The sequence below is a fragment of the Pseudomonas oryzihabitans genome, assembly GCF_014522265.1.
GTDB lineage: Bacteria > Pseudomonadota > Gammaproteobacteria > Pseudomonadales > Pseudomonadaceae > Chryseomonas > Chryseomonas aestiva.
The window spans coordinates 4,759,584-4,779,084 of sequence record NZ_CP017024.1 but is presented as its reverse complement, the minus strand read 5'-3'; the positions used below and the strand labels follow the sequence as shown (position 1 = coordinate 4,779,084).

Annotated in this window: 12 protein-coding genes and 1 pseudogene; 8 read left to right on the top strand and 5 right to left on the bottom strand. The window is 69.2% G+C overall.

Features of this window, described 5'->3' with window-relative positions:
* The first annotated feature begins 15 nt into the window (after positions 1 to 15).
* The 3 genes from fes to BGI51_RS22050 are packed head-to-tail and all read left to right on the top strand — an operon-like array spanning position 16 to position 5,445.
* Positions 16 to 1,266: an enterochelin esterase gene (gene fes, locus BGI51_RS22060; RefSeq protein WP_187979753.1), complete on the top strand. Its 1,251-nt coding sequence runs from the start codon at positions 16 to 18 to the stop codon at positions 1,264 to 1,266.
* Positions 1,267 to 1,288: 22 nt separating this feature from the next.
* Complete coding sequence (locus tag BGI51_RS22055; RefSeq protein WP_187979752.1) at positions 1,289 to 1,495, top strand: MbtH family protein; 207 nt, start codon at positions 1,289 to 1,291, stop codon at positions 1,493 to 1,495.
* 20 nt (positions 1,496 to 1,515) lie between these two features.
* A complete protein-coding gene (locus tag BGI51_RS22050; RefSeq protein ID WP_187979751.1) occupies positions 1,516 to 5,445 on the top strand; it encodes an enterobactin synthase subunit F in 3,930 nt (1,309 codons plus the stop codon).
* On the opposite strand, the gene BGI51_RS22045 is transcribed toward BGI51_RS22050, so the two are convergent.
* From BGI51_RS22045 to fepD, 3 genes are read right to left on the bottom strand one after another with little or no spacing between them, the layout of a single operon-like run.
* Complete coding sequence (locus tag BGI51_RS22045) at positions 5,442 to 6,248, bottom strand: ATP-binding cassette domain-containing protein (RefSeq protein WP_133861186.1); 807 nt, start codon at positions 6,246 to 6,248, stop codon at positions 5,442 to 5,444. The genes BGI51_RS22050 and BGI51_RS22045 overlap by 4 nt on opposite strands.
* Positions 6,245 to 7,243, bottom strand: coding sequence for an iron-enterobactin ABC transporter permease (gene fepG, locus BGI51_RS22040; protein ID WP_187979750.1), 999 nt, complete (start codon positions 7,241 to 7,243; stop codon positions 6,245 to 6,247). The genes BGI51_RS22045 and fepG overlap by 4 nt, the downstream gene beginning before the upstream one ends.
* Positions 7,240 to 8,235, bottom strand: coding sequence for a Fe(3+)-siderophore ABC transporter permease (fepD, locus tag BGI51_RS22035; RefSeq protein ID WP_187979749.1), 996 nt, complete (start codon positions 8,233 to 8,235; stop codon positions 7,240 to 7,242). Before fepD ends, fepG begins: the two co-directional genes overlap by 4 nt.
* A 126-nt stretch (positions 8,236 to 8,361) precedes the next feature.
* Between fepD and entS the strand changes: the two genes are divergently transcribed.
* Complete coding sequence (gene entS / locus BGI51_RS22030) at positions 8,362 to 9,591, top strand: enterobactin transporter EntS (RefSeq protein ID WP_187979748.1); 1,230 nt, start codon at positions 8,362 to 8,364, stop codon at positions 9,589 to 9,591.
* A gap of 217 nt (positions 9,592 to 9,808) precedes the next feature.
* On the opposite strand, the gene fepB is transcribed toward entS, so the two are convergent.
* Positions 9,809 to 10,777 (bottom strand): Fe2+-enterobactin ABC transporter substrate-binding protein, encoded by a 969-nt coding sequence (fepB, locus tag BGI51_RS22025; protein ID WP_187979747.1) that lies wholly within the window; start codon positions 10,775 to 10,777, stop codon positions 9,809 to 9,811.
* Between the two features lie 274 nt (positions 10,778 to 11,051).
* Between fepB and BGI51_RS22020 the strand changes: the two genes are divergently transcribed.
* The 4 genes from BGI51_RS22020 to dhbA are packed head-to-tail and all read left to right on the top strand — an operon-like array spanning position 11,052 to position 15,497.
* Positions 11,052 to 12,239 (top strand): isochorismate synthase, encoded by a 1,188-nt coding sequence (locus BGI51_RS22020; protein WP_187979746.1) that lies wholly within the window; start codon positions 11,052 to 11,054, stop codon positions 12,237 to 12,239.
* The gene (locus BGI51_RS22015) at positions 12,236 to 13,861 is read left to right on the top strand and encodes a (2,3-dihydroxybenzoyl)adenylate synthase (RefSeq protein WP_187979745.1); all 1,626 of its coding nucleotides are present in this window, start codon (positions 12,236 to 12,238) and stop codon (positions 13,859 to 13,861) included. The genes BGI51_RS22020 and BGI51_RS22015 overlap by 4 nt, the downstream gene beginning before the upstream one ends.
* An 8-nt stretch (positions 13,862 to 13,869) precedes the next feature.
* Positions 13,870 to 14,730, top strand: a complete 861-nt coding sequence (locus BGI51_RS22010; RefSeq protein ID WP_187979744.1) for an isochorismatase family protein — start codon at positions 13,870 to 13,872, stop codon at positions 14,728 to 14,730.
* Positions 14,731 to 14,741: 11 nt separating this feature from the next.
* On the top strand, positions 14,742 to 15,497 hold the full coding sequence (gene dhbA, locus BGI51_RS22005; RefSeq protein ID WP_187979743.1) for a 2,3-dihydro-2,3-dihydroxybenzoate dehydrogenase: 756 nt from the start codon (positions 14,742 to 14,744) through the stop codon (positions 15,495 to 15,497).
* Between the two features lie 1,164 nt (positions 15,498 to 16,661).
* On the opposite strand, the pseudogene rapA reads toward dhbA, so the two are convergent.
* Positions 16,662 to 19,495, bottom strand: a pseudogene (gene rapA / locus BGI51_RS22000) (RNA polymerase-associated protein RapA).
* Between the last annotated feature and the right edge of the window lie 6 nt (positions 19,496 to 19,501).

The window sequence follows — 19,501 nt, the reverse complement described above, 5'->3', positions numbered from 1 at the left end:
ATGTACCGAGATGCGATGAAAGATTCACTCTTCCAGCGGGACGATGTCGGCAGCGAGCCCTGGTGGCAGGCCGTGGCCTGTCGCGGCACGCCGCTGATCGAACCCATTGTGGCCGGGCGCTATCGCCTGACCTTTGTCTGGCGCGATCCCGAGGGGTTGGCCGAGCGCTCCCGTACCCGGCGGGTCTGGCTCAACATCACCGGGGTCACCGACCATCATCAACCGGGCTTGCCGCAGAGTCTGCGGCGCCTGCCAGGCAGCGATGTCTGGGCCTGGGAGACCGAGCTGGAGGGCGGCTGGCGCGGCAGCTATTGCCTGATCCCCAGCGCGGAGCCGGCGCCCTTCGAAGGCGAGGCCCAGTCCGATCTCCAGGGCATCCGCCTCTGGTGGCGCAGCGTCTTTCCCCTGGCCCAGGCCGACCCGCTCAACCCCCGGCGTGCCTGGCAGGGTGGGCGCGGGCTGGCGGTGTCGGGCGTGCATCTGCCGGAGGCGCCTGCGCAGCCGGCCTGGGCGGCCTTTGATGCCGACCGCAGCCTGGCGCCAGCGGCCTGGCCGAGTCTGCAGCAGTACCAATGGACGAGTGCTCGGCTCGGAAACAGCCGCCCGGTATGGCTCTTTGCCACCGGTAATACCACCCCTTTGGAGCGGCCGCTGGCCATCCTGCTGGATGGGCAGTTCTGGGCGCAGACGATGCCCATCGGCGCGCCGCTGCAACAGCTTACCGCTGCCGGGCAACTGCCGGAGGCGGTCTATCTGCTGATCGACAACAGCGACCGCGCCCTGCGTGGCAGCGAGTTGCCCTGCAATACCGAATTCTGGCTGGCGGTGCAGGAAGAGCTGCTGCCGCAGGTGCGCGACTGGGCGCCTCATGCGCAGTCACCGTCCTCGACGGTCGTCGCCGGGCAGAGCTTCGGCGGTCTGGCGGCGCTCTATGCCGCGCTGCACTGGCCGGAGCGCTTCGGCTGCGCCCTGAGCCAGTCCGGTTCCTTCTGGTGGCCGCAGCGCGGTGCGCCGGGACGGCTGTTCGAGGCACTGGCGAGCGGGCAGGGGAGCACGCATCCCTTGCGGCTGTTCATCGAGGCCGGGTTGCGCGAGCCGGCCATCCTCGAAGCCTCCCGCGCCCTGGTCCCACGCCTGCGCGAGCAGGGTCACGACCTCGACTATCGCGAGATCGATGGGGGCCATGATGCCCTCTGGTGGCGCGGCGGGCTGCTCGACGGTCTGGTCCGCCTCTGGCAACCCCTGCTCGCCGACGCCCCTCGCTAATCCCCCTTTTCCAGGAGCTCCGATGGACGCCGCCAATCCCTTCGACGATCCCGCTCAGGTGCTGTTGATCCTGCGCAATGCCCGCGGCCAATGCAGCCTCTGGCCAGAGGCCATGGCCGTGCCCACCGGTTGGGAACCGGTGTTCGGGCCGGCGCCGCGCCTGGCCTGCGACGACTGGCTCGCCAGCCACTGGCGCGATATCCGCCCGGTCGCCTCCCTGCCTTCCTGACTGGAGTTCCTGTGTCTTCCATGCCCCGTTCACGCTTACCCGAGCTGCCGCTGGTCGCTGCCCAGCCCGGCATCTGGCTGGCCGATCAGCTGTCGCCCCATGCCAACGCCTTCGCCGTGGCCCACCTGGTCGAGCTGCGCGGGCCGATCGACGCCCAGGCGCTGATGGCGGCCATCGTCCAGGGCCTGGCGGAAATGGACAGTCTGCGGCTGAGGTTCGCCGAGCGCGAGGGCGAGCTGGTGCAGTGGATCGACAGCGACATGGCCATCCCTGCGCCCGAGTGGCTGGACCTGCGTCGGGCAGCCGATCCGAAAGGCGTAGCGCGCGCGGCCATCCGCACCGATCTCGACGGCGACCTGCGGGCCACCAGTGGCGGTCCGCTGTGGCTCAACCGGATCTACCAGCTGGGCGACGATCATCTGTTCTGGTACCAGCGCTATCACCATTTGCTGATCGATGGCTATGGCTTCGCCGCCCTGGCCAAGCGGGTAGCGGCCCTGTACAGCGCCGCGATGCGCGGCGAGACGAGTGAGCCTTCGCCTTTCGTGTCCTTTGCCGAGGTGGTGCGCGAATATCAGGACTATAAGCAGTCGGCCGTCCGCGAGCGCGACGAAGCCTTCTGGCGCGAGCGTGGCGCGGCCTTGCCGCCGGCGGCGTCCCTGGCACCGGGCGGCCTGTCGGGACAGGTACCCACGCCGCGGGTGGTGGAAGCCCGCGCGCGGGTGCCCGCCGCGGTCTTCACCAGGCTCGCCGAGCAGGGCAGGGCTCAAGGGGTGACGCCAGCCGATCTGGCCGTGGCCCTGGCCGCCACCTGGTTCGCGCGCCTCAGTGGCCAGCCGGCCTTCAGCGCCGGCTTCATCTTCATGAGACGCATGGGTTCGGTAGCGCTCAAATCCGGAGGCGCGACGCTCAACGTCCTGCCCTTGGGCGTGCGCACTAACTCGACCCAGACGCTGCCGCAACTCGCCGCCGCGCTGGCCGCCGAGCTGAAGAAGGTGCGCCGTCACCAGCGCTACGACGCCGAGCAGATCGCCCGCGATCTTGGCCGTCCGGGCGATGCCGAGCCGCTGACCGGACCGGTCATCAATCTCAAGCTGTTCGATTTCGCCCTGGATTTCGCCGGGGTGCCGGGCATCACCCACGAACTGGCCTCGGGGCCGGTGCGCGACCTGGAGATCGCCCTCTACCTGGAGGCCAGCGGCGCCCTGGACATCAAGCTGCTGGGCAACGCCGAGCGCTACGCCGCCGATCTGTTGCAGGGGCACGTGGAGCGGTTCGGCCTGCTGGCCGGGCAATTCGCCGAGCAGCCCGGTCTGGCCCTGGGCGCAGCGGACCTGCTGGCGCCAGCGGACCGGAATTGGCTGGCCGCGATCAACGCCACCAGACAATCGCTGCCCGAGGCTACCCTGGCGACCCTGCTCGCCGACCAGGCAGCGCGCAGCCCTGCTGCGCCGGCACTGGCCGATCTGCAGCTTGCCTTCAGCTATCGGGAGACGCGCCAGCAGGTGCTGGCGCTGGCCCAGCGGCTGAGCCATGCCGGGGTAGGGCGGGGCGACATCGTCGCGGTGGCCCTGCCGCGTTCGGTGTTCCTGTCCCTGGCGCTGCTGGCGACGCTCGAACTGGGCGCCGCCTACCTGCCGCTGGACAGCGGCTATCCCGACGAGCGCCTGCAGCTGATGCTCGACGACGCGCGATCCCGGGTGCTGGTAACCGATGCCAGCCAGCGCGAGCGCTTCCCGGCGCTGGGCGAGGATCAGGTGCTGATTCTCGATGCGCCGCTGGAGGAGCTGGACCACGAGCCGGTGTTCGCCGGACCGCGTCCAGGCGATCCGGCCTATCTGCTCTATACCTCCGGCTCTACCGGCCGCCCCAAGGGCGTGGTGGTCAACCATGCCGCCATCGTCAATCGCCTGCTGTGGATGCAGGACAGCTATCCCATTGGCGCCGGCGACACGGTCTTGCAGAAGACGCCGAGCAGCTTCGACGTCTCGGTCTGGGAATTCTTCTGGCCGCTGCTGGTGGGCGCCCGGCTGTACCTGGCGCCGCCCGAGGCCCATCGCGATCCCCTGGCGCTGCAGGAGCTGTTCGCCCGCGAACGGGTGACCACGGTGCACTTCGTGCCCTCGATGCTGGCGGCCTTCGTCGCCAGTCTGGACGAGCCGGCCGCGGTAGCCCGCTGCGCCAGCCTGCGCCAGGTGTTCTGCAGCGGTGAGGCGCTGCCCACCGAGCTGGCTCGTACCTGGGAGCGCCGCGTCGGCGCGCCCCTGCACAACCTCTATGGCCCCACCGAAGCCGCGGTGGACGTCTCCTATCATCCGGCCCACGGCGCCGCCCTGGCGGCCGTCACCGGCAGCAGCGTGCCCATCGGCAAGCCGGTGTGGAACACCGGGCTGCACGTCCTCGACGAACGCTTGCGACCGGTCCCGCCGGGTGTGGCGGGAGAACTCTATCTGAGCGGGGTGCAGCTGGCCGATGGCTATCTGGGCCGTCCCGAGCTGACCGCCGCGCGCTTCATCGCGGCGCCGGACGGGCAGGGCGAGCGGCTGTATCGCACCGGTGACGTGGCGCGCTGGCTGCCGGAGGGCGTCGTCGAATACCTGGGCCGCAGCGACGACCAGGTGAAGATCCGGGGTCAGCGCATCGAACTGGCGGAAATCGATCATGCCCTGCTGGCGCTGCCCGGCGTGGCCCAGGCGGTCACCCATGCCCGGGTGCTGGGCGAGGCGGCCGTTACCACCGGCGGCGATGCCCGCCAGCTGGTGGGTTATCTGATCGCCCAGCCGGGTGCCGCGCTGGACCTGGAGCGCCTGCGGGCGCGGCTGGGCGAAAGCCTGCCGCCGCATCTGGTGCCGGTGGCGCTGGTCGAGCTGGAGGCCTTGCCCCTGGGTGCCACCGGCAAGCTGGATCGCAAGGCCCTGCCGGCGCCCCAGGGCGCGGCCAGGACCGCGAGCCGTCCCCTGGCGCCGGGGTTGGAAAGCGACCTGGCGGCGGCCTTTTCCGAGGTGCTCGGCTGCGCCATTGTCGGCGCGGACGATGATTTCTTTGCCCTGGGTGGCCATTCGCTGCTGGCCATGACTCTGGCAGCCAACCTGCGCCGGCGCCTGGGGCGGTCGGTATCCATCGGCCAGATCATGGTGGCCTCCAGTGTTGCCCGCCTGGCGCGGCAGCTGGAGCAGGACGCGGCCAGCGCGGCGCGGGCCGGCTTCGAGACCCTGCTGCCGCTGCGCCCGGGCGACGGCCCGACGCTGTTCTGCTTCCATCCGGCCTCGGGCTTCGCCTGGCAATTCAGCGTGCTGCAGCGCCACCTGGATCCGCGCTGGTCGCTGCTCGGTATCCAGTCGCCGCGTCCGGACGGTCCCCTGGCCCAGGGCGCCGATCTGGAAGCCGTCCTCCAGCGCCATCTGCGCACCCTGCGCGAGGTACAGCCGCACGGCCCCTATCATCTGCTCGGCTATTCCCTGGGCGGCACCCTGGCCCAGGGCCTGGCGGCGCGGTTGCAGGCGGCAGGGGAAGAGGTCGCCTTCCTCGGCCTGCTCGACACCTATCCGCCGGAAACCCAGAACTGGCAGGAGCGCGAAGGCCAGCGCGAGCTGGACCCGGAAGTGCTGGCCGAGGTCAATCGCGAGCGCGAGGCGTTCCTCGCCGCCCAGCAGGGCCTGGCCGATCCGGCGCTGGGGGAGGGGGCGGAGCTGTTCGCCACCATCGAGGGCAACTACGCCGATTCGGTGCGGCTGCTGGCCACGGCGCGCAGCGCGCGTTTCGACGGCGAGGCGCTGATGTTCGTCGCCCGCCGCACCCTGCCGGCGGGAATGGACGTCAAGGCCACCTGGGCGCCCTGGGTCACCCGCCTGCAGGCCCACGAGGTGGACTGCGCCCACGTCGACATCATCGCCCCGGCCCAGCTGGCGCAGATCGGCCCGGTGCTGAATCGGGCGTTGAAAGGACTCTAGCCAGCCGAGCGCCGCGCCAGGGGCACCACCATGGGGGTCCCGGCCACCGGGTCGTCGATGATCAGGCAGTCCAGGTCGTAGACCGCCTTGATCAGCGCCGGGGTGACCACCTCGCGTGGGCGGCCGGTGGCCAGTACCTTGCCGTCGCGCATGGCCACCAGGTGGGTGGCGTAGCGACAGGCGTGGTTGAGGTCGTGCAGCACCATCACCAGGGTGTGGCCCTGCTGGCGATTGAGGTCTTCCAGCAATTCCAGCAGGTCGATCTGATGAGTGATGTCGAGCCAGGTGGTGGGCTCGTCGAGCAGCAGCAGCGGGGTTTCCTGGGCCAGCGCCATGGCGATCCATACCCGCTGGCGCTGGCCACCGGAGAGGGTATCCACCGCCCGGTCGGCCAGCTCGAAGACACCGGTGGCTTGCATGGCGTGGGTTACCGCGCGTTCATCGTCGGCGCGCACGCCACCGAACAGCGTCTGGTGCGGATAGCGCCCGCGAGCCACCAGGTCGCGCACCGAGATGTCACCCGGGGCCTGGGAGCTCTGCGGCAGCAGGCCCAGGCGGCGGGCCACCTCCTTGGTGCGATAGCTCTGGATCGCCTGGCCGTCCAGCCAGACCTGGCCCTGGCTGGGCGCCAGCAGCCGGCTGAGGGTGCGCAGCAGGGTCGACTTGCCGCAGCCGTTGGGGCCGATGATGACCGTCAGCTCGCCATCGGGGATGGTCAGCGAGAGGTCCTCGGCGATCAGCTTGCGGCCGTAGCCCAGGGTCAGGCGCTCGGCGTGCAGGCGCGAAGCGGGGGCGTCGTTCATGAGCGGCGGGACTCCCAGATGAGCAGGCCGATCAGGTAGAGCCCACCCAGGCTCACCGTGACCAGGCCGACCGGCAGGACATAGGGCAGGAACAGGCGCTGGGCGAGCAGATCCGCGCCCAGCAGCAGCACCGCGCCGGTGAGGGCGGCGGCGGGCAGCGCCAGGCGCTGGGTGCCGGTCAGGCGGCGGGCGATCTGTGGCGCGGCCAGGGCGATGAAGGAGATCGGCCCGGCCACCGCAGTGCCGGCGGCGGTGAGCACCACCCCCAGGCCCAGCAGCGACAACCGCGTGCGTTCCACCGGCACGCCCAGGGCGCAGGCGGTGTCGTCGCCCATTTCCAGCAGGAACAGCCGGCGACTCAGCGCCAGGCTGGCCGCGCCCGCCAGCAGGATGAAGACCACCGCCGGCCAGGCCTTGGCCCAGGTCAGGCCGTTGAGCGAACCGGCGCTCCACAGGCCGGCGCTGAAGGCGGCCTCCAGGGAGGCGTGGACGATCAGCCAGGTGTTGAGCGCCATCAGCAGGGCGCGCACGCCGATGCCGACGATGATGAGTCTCAGGGTATCCACGCCGCTGCCCCGCCAGGTGAGGGCATAGACCAGCGCCGCGCTGAGCAGGCCGCCGATCAGGGCGGCGGTGGTGCTCCAGAGGATGCTGGCCTGGAACAGCACCAGGGCGACCAGCACCCCGCTGTAGGCGCCGGTGTTGAAGCCCATGATGTCCGGGCTGCCGAGGGGATTGCGCAGCAGCGACTGGAACAGCGCGCCGCTGAGACCCAGGGCGGCGCCGATCAGCAGCGCCAGGGCCACCCGCGGCAGGCGCCACTGGGTGACCACCAGTTCGATGCCACGCGGCGCCTCGCCGAGCAGCGCGGCCAGCACCTGGGAAGGGCTCAGGGCCAGGCTGCCGCTGCCCAGGGCGAACAGCGCCAGCAACAGCGCGCCGCCGAGCAGGGCGAACAGCACGCCGGGCAGGCGCAGGCGACCGGGGCGGTTCATGCCCGGCCTCCCTGGCGCTGACGGCGCGCCAGCCAGATCAGCAGCGGCGCGCCGAGGAAAGCGGTCACCACCGAGACCCGCAGCTCGTTGGTGACCAGCAGGCGGCCGACGATATCGGCCGTCAGCAGCAGACTGGGAGTGAACAGCAGGACGAAGGGCAGCAGCCAGCGATGGTCTTCGCCGATGGCCCAGCGACCCAGGTGCGGCACCATCAGGCCGACGAAGGCGATGGGTCCGACCGCCGCTGCGGCGGCCCCGCAGAGCAGGGTGATGGCCAGCAGGCCAAGCAACTGGGTCTGGCGGACCCGGGTGCCGAGGGCCACGGCCAGATCGCTGCCCAGGCTCAGGGCATTGAGCGCCGGAGCCAGCAGCAGGGCGATGACCACGCCGCCCAGCACCGGCAGGCTGGCGCTGCGCAGCAGGTCGAGCTGCCGCACGTCCAGGGAGCCGAATTGCCAGAATCTCAGCTGATCGTAGACCTGGGGATCGAGCAGGGCGATGCCCGAGCTGACACCTTCGAGCATGGCGCCCAGGGCCACCCCGACCAGTACCAGGCGCATCGGGTTGAAGCCACCGCCACCGGCGATACCGGCCAGCAGTACCACCAGGCTGGCCAGCAGGGCGCCACCGAAGGCGAAGCCCAGGTACTGCTCGGGACCGCTGGCACCGAACAGGGCGATGCCCAGCACCACGGCGAAACTGGCACCGGCGTTGACGCCGAGGATGCCCGGGTCGGCCAGGGGATTGCGCGTCAGCGCCTGCATCAGGGTGCCGGCCACGCCCAGCGCCGCGCCGGCGAGCAGACCGGCGAGGGTCCGCGGCAGCCGCGCCTCGCGCACGATCAGGCAGGTCGGCGCGCTGCAGCCCTGGCCCAGTGCCTGCCAGGCGTCGGCCAGCGGGATGGCGGTGGCGCCGAGCGCCAGGCTGGCAGCCATCGCCAGCAACAGCAGGAACGCGGCGCAGCCGAGGATGAAGAGGCGGCGCCCGGTCATCCGCGGCGACCGACGGGAAGGGGAGTGGATGAGAACAAGGCGTATTAACACATGATAGTCTGTATTACATGCTAACAGCCTTGCCCCGGCGGCTCGATAGCGTCCCCTGTGTTTTTCCGGTGATTCATGTCCAAGACGTCCTTCCTGCTCGACTTCGGCCTGCTCAGGTCCCACGCTGCCTTTCGCACCCTGTTCATCGCCCGCCTGGTGTCCGTGCTGTCCCTCGGCCTGCTGGCCGTGGCGATCCCCATCCAGGTCCAGGCGCTGACCGATTCGCCGCTCAAGGTGGGCCTGGCGCTGAGCATGGCCGGCATCGGCATGTTCGTCGGCCTGCTCACCGGCGGGGTACTGGCCGACCGCCTGGAGCGGCGCCGCCTGATCCTGGCGGCACGCTCCATCTGCGGCCTGGGCTTCATCGGCCTGGCGGTCAACGCCAGCCTGCCCGAGCCGTCGCTGACCGCCATCTACCTGCTGGCGCTGTGGGACGGCTTCTTTGGCGCTCTCGGTGTCACCGCGCTGCTGGCCGTCACGCCGATCCTCGTCGGTCGCGAATCCATGGTGCAGGCCGGTGCCCTGAACATGCTCAGCGTGCGGGTGGCGGCCATCGTCGCGCCGCCGCTGGGCACCCTGCTGATCGCCCAGAGCGGCGTGGCCTGGAACTATGGCCTGACCGCCTGCGGCACCCTGATCACCCTGCTGGTGCTGTTGCGCCTGCCGCCGTTGCCGCCGCCAGAGCAGCCGCGCGAGACGCCCTGGGAGGCCCTGGGCGGCGGCATCGCCTTCCTGTTCGAGAATCGCCTGCTGGGCGCGGTTGCCTTGGTCGGCGCCCTGGTGACCATGGCCAATGCGGTGCGGGTGCTCTATCCGTCGCTGGGCGAGAGTTGGGGGCTGGATACCGCACACCTGGGCTGGCTCTATGCCGCCGCGCCCCTGGGTGCGGCCATCGGCGCCCTCACCAGTGGCCGACTGAACCAGGCGCCACGCCCGGGGCGTACCCTGCTGATGACCGCGGTGGCGACCTTTCTGGCGGTGGCGGTGTTCGCGCTGCTGCCCGGTTTCTGGCTGTCCGCACTGTGCCTGGTGCTGTTCGGCTACCTGGGTGCGCTCAATGCCCTGGTGCAGTACGCGCTGATCCAGCGCCTGACGCCGGATCGTCTGCTGGGGCGTATCAATGCGCTATGGACGGCGCAGAACATCGGCGGCGAGGCCATTGGCGCGGCGCTGTTCGGCGGCCTGGCCAGCCTGATGCTGCCGGCGCAGGCGGCGTTCGTCTTCGGCCTGGTCGCCACTGGGGTGGCCGCCCTCTGCTGGACGCTGGCCCGAGGTCTGCGTAGGGCTGAAAGCCTCGGCACCTGATCCGCTTCGGTGCGCCTGGCGTAGCGTGGAAAACCGCGCAGCGTTTTCCACTGGGGGCTCATGGCGATCAGCGATGGACAAGACAGATCGCGGCCATGGGCCGCTCCTACAGGCTAGATGGTACCTCTAGGAGCGGCCCATGGCCGCGATCACCAAAACACCGATGTCTTGTAGGAGCGGCCGCATCGGCGGACCGCCCTGGCCACGACTGCTCTATTCAAGGCTTGGCGTAGCGCTGTTCCAGGCGATCCAGCAGCAGGTTGGCGCTATAGGGGTCGAGACGGAAGGTCTCGGCGCCCAGGGCTTCGACACGGTTGTCCTTGACCGCCGGCAGGTGCGCCAGCAGCGGATTGCCGCGTACCGCCTCGGCTTCCTTGGCGTCCGCGGCGAATAGTAGGAAGGTCTGGCCCGTGAGACCGGTGGCGACGTTTTCGCCGGCGAGCTGAAGGATGTCGTGGCGCTGCCCCTGGCTATGGCCGGTCTCCAGTCCCGCCGGCAGCGCCGCCAGTTGGAAGCCCAGGCTTTCCAGCAACTGGCCCTGGGAAGAGGCGGCGGTCCAGAGATTGGCCTGGCGCGTCGCCGGGTTGTAGACGAAGGCCGATACCGGTTGCGGCGGCAGCTGCAGGCGCACCTTGAGCTCGGCGACACGCCGGTCGAAATCGGCGACCACCTGGCTGGCGGCGTCCTCGCGGCCGGTGGCCTGACCGAGCAATTCCACCACCTGTTGCCAGCTGCGATTGTCGTAACCCACCACCAGCACCGGGGCGATGGCCTTGAGTTGCTCGACCAGGCGCAGCGCCGAGTCGTTGCCGGCGGCGCTGACCAGGATCAGGTCCGGTGCCTCGGCGGCCACGGCTTCGGCATTGGCTTCGCCAATGTACAGCCGTTTCACGTCACGCTGCCTGGCGACCGCGCCCCACTGCCGCAGGAAGCCCTGGTCATCGGCGAATCTGTTGTTGGGCGAGGTGGCACCGCTGGCCACCACCGGCGCGCCGATGGCGAGCAGGGCGCCGGTGAGGGTGACGCTGGTGGAGACGATGCGTTGCGGCTTGGCGGGCAGGGTGACCTGGCTGCCGTCGGTGCTGATCTGCCGGGGCCAGTCCGCCGCCCGAGCGGTACCGCCCAGCGCCAGGGTCGCGAGGACCAGGGTGGTGAGAATGCGAAACACTGACGACAAGCTGAACATGAACGCCTTCCGGTTGTAAGATAATCACTCTCATTTTCAAAGAAGCGCTCCCTGGCAGCAAGTCGTTCCGGTCAAGCCGCCGGTATGCGGCCAGGGGAAGGGCAGGAGCTCATCGCCAGACGCCTTCCGGCCGGTGGGTATTTGTCTTTTATTTCAAGGATTTGCGGGATAGCCGGGAATATCGTTCGGTCCCTAACGAATTGACTTTCCGGTATCCAGTAAGTTAGCTTCTGTTTATTGATAAGCATTATCATTCGTGTAGAGGTTCATCGAAATGACGAGCAAGAGGGCCGAGAGGGTCGGAGAAGTAGACGCCGATCGTCGGGAACAGGCCGTATTCCTGTTCCAGTCGGGTGATCGCGTCCTGCAGGGGCGGGGCGTCTGTGCCCGGGTCGAGACACCGGCCAGCGGCGGTGCGCACCGGGACAGCCTGTTCCTCCACGCCGTGGAAGAGGCCTTCGCCCGTGCCCGCCAGGCCGGCATCGCCGAGCCGGTGATCATGGGCGCCATTCCCTTCGATACCACCCGGCCCTCATGCCTTTATGTGCCCCGGGAGCATGCCTGGGTGGCTCGCCTGGCGCCGGTCAGCAGCGCGCCAGTCGCCCCGGCGCAGGTGCGCGAGGTGCGCAACCTGCCCAGTGCGGATGGTTTCTGCCTGGCGGTGGAGGAGGCCATCGAGGCCTTCCGCCGCGGCGAGCTGAGCAAGGCGGTGCTGTCGAGGATCCAGGAGATCCAACTGGCCGAACCCGCCGACGTGGACGCCATCCTCGCCAATCTGGCGCGGCAGAATCCCACCGGCTATCAATTCCGCATCCCCCTCGCCGAGGGCGGCGAGCTGGTCGGGGTCAGCCCCGAGTTGCTGGTGCGCAAGCAGGGCGCCCGGGTATACACCAATCCCCTGGCGGGCTCCGCCAAGCGCCAGGCCGATCCGGTGGAAGACCAGCGGGTGGCCCGCGACCTGCTGGATTCCAGCAAGGACCACTACGAGCACCGCCTGGTGATCGAGGACATCCGCCAGCAACTGGCGCCGTTGTGCAGCCGGCTGAACGTCCCCGAAGCGCCGTCGCTGCTCAGCACCAATGCCATGTGGCACCTGTCCACCGCCATCGACGGCGAGCTGGCCGATAGCCGGACCTCGGCGCTGCAACTCGCCTGCCGCCTGCACCCGACCCCGGCGGTCTGCGGCTTTCCCACGGTGGCGGCGCGCCAGCTGATCCAGCGCATCGAGCCCTTCGACCGCGGCCTGTTCACCGGCATGGTCGGCTGGTGCGATGCCCAGGGCAACGGCGAGTGGGTCGTCACCATCCGCTGCGGCACCGTACAGGGCGACTGGCTGCGGCTGTTCGCCGGCGCCGGCATCGTCGAAGCCTCGGATCCGGCGGCGGAGTGGGCCGAGGTCACCGCCAAACTGGGCACCATGCGTGCCGCCTGTGGTTTGCTCGACGAGGAGAACCCCACTTGAGTCTGGAATTCACCCCCTGGCCGGACGACCTGGCGGCGCGCTATCGCGCCCTGGGTTACTGGCCCGATCTGCCGATGACCGAAATCCTGGCGCGCAGCCGCGCGACCCTGCCCGACGCGCCGGCGATCCTCTGCGGCGAGCGGCAATTGAGCTACGCCGAGCTGGACGAGCGCTCCAGCCGCCTGGCCGCCCACCTGCAGGCCGCCGGGCTGCGCCGCCACGACACGGCCCTGGTGCAGCTGCCCAACGTGGCCGAGTTCTATGTGGTGTTCTTCGCCCTGCTCAAGGCTGGCATCGCCCCGGTCAACGCCCTGTTCAGCCACCAGAAGCTGGAGCTGCTCGCCTATGCGCAGCAGATCCAGCCCCGGCTGCTGATCGCCTCCCGCGAGCACAACCTGTTCCGCGACGACAACTTCCTTGGCGAGTTGCGCGACGTGGCGCCCGGCCTCGACGAGGTGCTGCTGGATGGCGCCGATGACGCACGCAGCCTGCAGCAGCGTCTGGATACCCCGCTGGACGGCTTTCAGCTGACCCCTACCGCCGGTGGCGAGGTGGCCTTCTTCCAGCTCTCCGGTGGCAGCACCGGCACGCCCAAGCTGATTCCGCGCACCCACAACGACTACTACTACAGCCTCAGACGCAGCGTCGAGATCTGCCGCCTGACCCCGGCCACGCGCTTTCTCTGCGCCCTGCCGGCGGGCCACAATTACACCCTCAGCTCGCCCGGCGCCCTGGGCGTCTTCATCGCCGGTGGCTGCGTGGTCATGGCCCGCGATCCCGAGCCGCTGCGCTGCTTCGCGCTGATCGAACGCCATCAGGTGGATTGGGTGGCCCTGGTACCGCCGGCGGTGGCGCTCTGGCTGCAGGCCGCGGCTGCCCCCGAGCAGCGCGCCCGGCTGGCCAGCCTCCGCGTGGTGCAGGTGGGCGGTGCCAGCTTCGCCGAGGCCCAGGCCCGCCGCGTGCCCGTGGAGCTGGGCTGCCAGCTGCAGCAGGTGTTCGGCATGGCCGAGGGCCTGGTCAACTACACCCGCCTGGACGACGAGCCCGAGCGCATCTTCACCACCCAGGGCCGTCCCATGAGTCCGGACGACGAGGTGCGCATCACCGACGAGGACGGCAATCCGGTGCCCGACGGCGAGCCGGGCCTGCTGTCCACCCGCGGTCCCTACACCTTCCGCGGTTACTACCGCAGCCCCGAGCACAATGCCCAGGTGTTCGATGCCGAGGGTTTCTACTTTTCCGGCGACGTGGTCCAGCGCGATGCCGCCGGCTATCTCAAGGTGGTCGGCCGGGTGAAGGACCAGATCAACCGCGGCGGCGAGAAGATCGCCGCCGCCGAGATCGAGGGGCTGCTGCTGCGCCATCCCGGCATTACCCACGCGGCCCTGGTCGCCATCGCCGACGAGTTGATGGGCGAGAAGAGCTGCGCCTGCCTGGTGGTGAGCGATCCGGCACTCAAGCCGGTGGCGCTGCGTCGCTACCTGCGCGAGCAGGGCGTGGCCGAATACAAGCTGCCCGACCGTTTCCAGTTCCTTGACCAGTTGCCGCTCACCGCCGTCGGCAAGATCGACAAGCGGCGCCTGCGCGAGCAGCTGCAGACCCCTTCCACCGAGCGTTCCTAAGGTTTCCCATGGCTATCCCCCGTCTTGCTTCCTATCCCTTGCCTCAGCCCGACGGCTTTCCCGCCAACAAGGTCGACTGGACACCGGCGGCCGACCGCGCCGTGCTGCTGATCCACGACATGCAGCGCTATTTCGTCGAGTTCTATGGCGACAGCAGCCCGCTGATCGACCAGGTGGTGACCAACATCGCCGCGCTGCGCGCCTGGGCCGATGCCCGGGGCGTGCCGGTGGTCTACACCGCTCAGCCCACCGACCAGCCGCCAGCCGATCGCGCCCTGCTCAACGACATGTGGGGTCCGGGCCTGACCCAGGCCGATCCCGCGCTGCAGCAGGTGGTGGACGCGCTGGCGCCCAAGGACGGTGACGTGGTGCTGACCAAGTGGCGTTACAGCGCTTTCCACCGTTCCAACCTGCAGGACCTGATGACCGAGTGGCGGCGCGACCAGCTGATCGTCTGCGGCGTCTACGCCCATATCGGTTGCCTGACGACCTGCACCGACGCCTTCATGCGGGACATCCAGGCCTTCCTGATCGGCGACGCCGTGGCCGACTTCAGCGAGGAAGAGCACCGCATGGCCCTGCGCTACGTGGCGACCCGTTGCGGCAGTACCCTGAGCACCGCCCAGGTCACCGGCGGCGCGGTAACCCTGGACGAAGCCTGGCTGCGTGCCCAGGTCCAGCCGCTGCTGGACGCTGACGACGAAGCGCCGGCGCTGGACGACAACCTCACCGATTTCGGTCTGGATTCGGTGCAGGTCATGACTCTGGTGGGCGAGTGGCAGAAGCGCGGCCTGCCCGTGACCTTCGCCGATCTGGCCGCCCAGCCGACCCTGCAGGGCTGGCTGGATCTGCTGCGCGCGCGCGCCTGAGGAGTGTCCTGATGACGCAACTGGATTTCACCGGCAAGCGCGTCTGGGTGACCGGCGCAGGGCAGGGCATCGGCCTGCAGGTGGCGCGGCGTTTCCAAGCCGCGGGCGCCGAGGTGATCGGCCTCGACCGGCAATTCGCCGAGAGCGACTATCCCTTTCGTACCCAACTGCTGGACGTCGCCGACGCGGCCCAGGTGGAGGAAGTCTGCCAGGCGTTGCTGGCGGAAGAACGCCGTCTGGACGTGCTGGTCAACGGCGCCGGCGTGCTGCGCCTGGGCACCAGCGACAGCCTGAGCCTGGATGACTGGCAGGCGCTCTTGGACGTCAACGTCTCCGGTCCCTTCTACCTGTTCCGCCAACTGGTGCCGCTGTTCAAGGCCCAGGGCCAGGGCGCCATCGTCAACATCGCCTCCAACGCCGCCCATGTGCCGCGCCTGCAGATGGCCGGCTACTGCACCTCCAAGGCGGCGCTGGTGTCCCTGAGCCACTGCGTGGCCCTGGAACTGGCCGGGTCGGGCGTGCGCTGCAACGTGGTCTCGCCGGGTTCCACGGCGACCCCCATGCTGGCCGGCATGCTCGGCTCGCCCGAGGGCTATCAGCGCCTGGTGGACGGCCTGCCGGAAGACTTCAAGCTGGGCATCCCGCTGCGCAAGATCGCCCAGCCCGACGAGATCGCCAATACCGTACTGTTCCTCGCATCGGACCTGGCCAGCCATATCACCATGCAGGACATCGTGGTGGACGGCGGCGCGACGCTGGCGGCGTGAGGTATTTTCGCAGGTTGGGTTGAGCGCGAGCGAAGCCCAAGGCGACGGGTTCGACTCCGTTTGTTGGGCTTCGACGATGGAGCCGTCTCAACCCAACCTACGGCCGGGCGCGCTGAGCGATCCCGAGCTTGCCGGAGCTGATGAAGCGGAGCGCTCGCTCGGATAACCCCCTCTCCCCTCGGGAGAGGGTTGGGGTGAGGGCGCGCCCAGCTACGGAGTCCAGTGGAAAAGGCTGCGCCGTTTTCCACGCTACGGAGTCAGCAGTTCCGTAGGTTGGGTTGAGCGCGAGCGCGGCGGGTTCATGTCCATCCGTTGGGCTTCGACGATGGAGCCGTCTCAACCCAACCTACGGCCGGGCGCGGTGAGCGATCCCGAGCTTGCCGGGGCTGATGATGCGGAGCGCTCGCTCGAACAGCCTCCTCTCCCTCGGAAGAGGGTTGGGGTGAGGGCGTGTCCAGCTACGGAGTCCAGTGGAAAAGGCTGCGCCGTTTTCCACGCTACGGGCGTCCGTAGTTCCGTAGGTTGGGTTGAGCGCGAGCGCGGCGGGTTCATGTCCATCCGTTGGGCTTCGACGATGGAGCCGTCTCAACCCAACCTACGGCCGGGCGCGGTGAGCGATCCCGAGCTTGCCGGGGCTGATGATGCGGAGCGCTCGCTCGAACAGCCTCCTCTCCCTCGGAAGAGGGTTGGGGTGAGGGCATGTCCAGCTACGGAGTCCAGTGGAAAAGGCTGCGCCGTTTTCCACGCTACGGGCGTCCGCAGTTCCGTAGGTTGGGTTGAGCGCCAACGCGGCGGGTTCGCGTCCTTCCGTTGGGCTTCGACGATAAAGCCTCAACCCAACCTACGGCCGGGCGCGGTGAGCGATCCCGAGCTTGCCGGGGCTGATGATGCGGAGCGCTCGCTCGAACAGCCCCCTCTCCCCTCGGGAGAGGGTTGGGGTGAGGGCGCGCCCAGCGACGGAGTCCAGTGGAAAAGGCTGCGCCGTTTTCCACGCTACGGGCGTCCGCAGTTCCGTAGGTTGGGTTGAGCGCCAGCGCGGCGTGTTCGCGTCCGTCCGTTGGGCTTCGACGATGGAGCCGTCTCAACCCAACCTACAAGGTCACGCCCAAGCGCGAGTCTCGTAGGTTGGGTTGAGCGCTAGCGAAGCCCAACAGTGCGACCGGCCTAGCCCGCCACCAGCACCCGAATGGCTTCCAGGCGCAGCGAGGCCTTGTCCAGGTAGGTCAGGCCTTCTTCGCGCTGCTGGCGCAGGCGATCGATCTCGTCCTGGCGGACGCTGGAATTGACCGCGCGCAGGGCTTCCAGGCGGGCGATTTCTTCGTCCATACCCGACACATAGGCCTGGCGGGCCTTGGCGACGCGTTCCTCGTGGCGGGCAGGGCCTTGTCTTCGCCACCACCGATCAGCTTGGCCAGGGAGTCACGCTGGGCCTGGACGAACTTGTTGGCGCTGGTACGCGGCACGCTTTCCAGCTGATCGTTGAGGGTCTCGAAGGCCACCCGGGCAGCCAGGTCGTTGCCGTTGGCATCCAGCAGGCAGCGGATCGCCAGCGGCGGCAGGTAGCGACCCAGTTGCAGGGCGCGCGGCGCCACTGCCTCGCTGATGTAGATCAGCTCCAGCAGCACGGTGCCCGGTTTGAGCGCCTTGTTCTTGATCAGCGCCACGGCGGTGTTGCCCATGGAGCCGGACATCACCAGGTCCATGCCACCCTGGGCCATGGGGTGCTCCCAGGTCAGGAATTGCATGTCTTCGCGGACCAGGGCCACGTTGCGATCGTAGGTGATGGTCACGCCTTCGTCGTCGCCGAGGGGGAAGCCGGCGTCGAGCATCTTCTCGCTGGGCTTGAGGATCAGGGCGTTGTCGGAGTGGTCCTCGCTGTCGATGCCGAAGGCGTTGAACAGCTCTTCCATGTACATCGGCAGGGCGAACTGGTCGTCCTGGTCGAGGATGTCCTCGACCAGTTGCTCGCCGGCGCCGGCGCCCGAGGAATTGAGTTCCAGCAGGCGGTCGCGACCGTTGTGCAGTTCCGTCTCCAGCGCGGCGCGCGCCTGGGCGCCCTGTTCCAGCAGTGCCTGCCAGGTGGCTTCGTCGCCACCGGCCAGCTGCTCGTCGAGCTCGCTGGCGAAGCGTGCCTGGAGGGCGCTGCCGGTCGGCGAGGTGGCCAGAAAGGCGTTCAGCGCCTGGTGGTACCACTGGAACTGGCGTTCCTGGCGGCTGCCTTCCAGATAGGGCACGTGCAGCTGGATGGTGTGGCGCTGGCCGATCCGGTCGAGACGGCCGATGCGCTGCTCCAGCAGGTCCGGGTGGGCCGGCAGGTCGAACAGCACCAGGTGATGGGCGAACTGGAAGTTGCGGCCTTCACTGCCGATCTCGGAGCAGATCAGCACCTGGGCGCCGAATTCTTCGTCGGCGAAGTAGGCGGCGGCGCGGTCGCGTTCGAGGATGCTCATGCCTTCGTGGAAGGTCGTGGCGGGGATGCCGGACTTGAGGCGCAGGGCGTCTTCCAGATCCAGGGCGGTTTCCATGCGCGCGCAGATGACCAGCACCTTGTGCGGCTTGAGCGCCTTGAGGGTGTCGATCAGCCATTCGACGCGGCCGTCGTGACGCCACCAGCGATCGTTGTCGTCTTCCGGGGCGAATTCGGTCTCCGGCTGCAGCGACTGGCCGGGCATGACGCCCTCGTCCAGGTAGGCATCCGGGAAGGGCAGGGCGTGGGCGTGCAGCTCGCGCTCGGGGAAGCCCTTGACCGCGGCGCGGGTGTTGCGGAACAGCACCCGGCCGGTGCCGTGGCGATCCAGCAGCTCGCGCACCAGGCGCGCGCGGGCGTCGGCGTCGCCGGCTGCGGCGGCGGCCAGCAGGGTCTCGCCTTCCTGACCGAGGAAGCCGCCGATGGCGTCCTGGGCGGCCGGACTCAGGGCGCCGGCGTCGAGCAGTTCCTGCACGGCTTCGGCCACCGGGCGGTAGTGCTGGGACTCCTGCTGGAAGGCGGCGAAGTCATGGAAGCGGCTGGGATCGAGCAGGCGCAGACGGGCGAAGTGGCTGTCCTGGCCCAGTTGCTCGGGGGTCGCGGTGAGCAGCAGCACGCCGGGGATGACCTCGCCGAGTTGCTCGACCAGGCTGTATTCGCGACTGGCGCCCTCGGGGTGCCAGACCAGGTGGTGGGCTTCGTCGACCACCAGCAGGTCCCAGCCGGCGGCGAAGGCGGCGTCCTGGGCCTTTTCGTCGCGCACCAGCCAGTCCAGGGAGACCAGGGCGAGCTGGGCGTCTTCGAAGGGATTGCCGTCTTCGCTGGCCATGAAGCGCTCGGCGTCGAACAGCGCCACTTCCAGGTTGAAACGGCGGCGCATCTCCACCAGCCACTGGTGCTGGAGATTTTCCGGAACCAGGATCAGCACCCGACTGGCGCGACCGCTGAGCAGCTGGCGATGGATCACCAGGCCGGCTTCGATGGTCTTGCCCAGGCCCACCTCGTCGGCCAGCAGGACGCGCGGGGCGACCCGGTCGGCCACGCTGCGGGCGATGTGCAGCTGGTGCGGGATCGGCTGGGCGCGGGTGCCGCCGAGGCCCCAGAGGCTGGACTGCAACAGGCGGTTGCGATGCTCGTGGGTGTGATAGCGCAGGCCGAACCAGGGCAGGGGATCGATCTGCCCGGCGAACAGGCGGTCGCTGGCCAGGCGGAACTGGATGAAGTTCGACAGCTGGGCCTCGGGCACGCTGCGTGCCTCGCGCTCGGCGGTAAAGCCGTGGTAGGTCAGCAGGCCGTCCGCTTCGGAGACCTCGCGCACGGTGAGCTTCCAGCCCTCGAAGTGAGTCACCTCGTCGCCCGGGGCGAAGCGCACCCGGGTCAGCGGGGCGTTGCGCTGGGCATACTGGCGCGTCTCACCGGTGGCTGGATAGAGCACCGTGAGCAGGCGGCCGTCCAGGGCCAGGATGGTTCCCAGGCCCAGTTCGGCCTCACTGTCACTGATCCAGCGTTGTCCCGGTTGATGCGACGCCATGTGGAA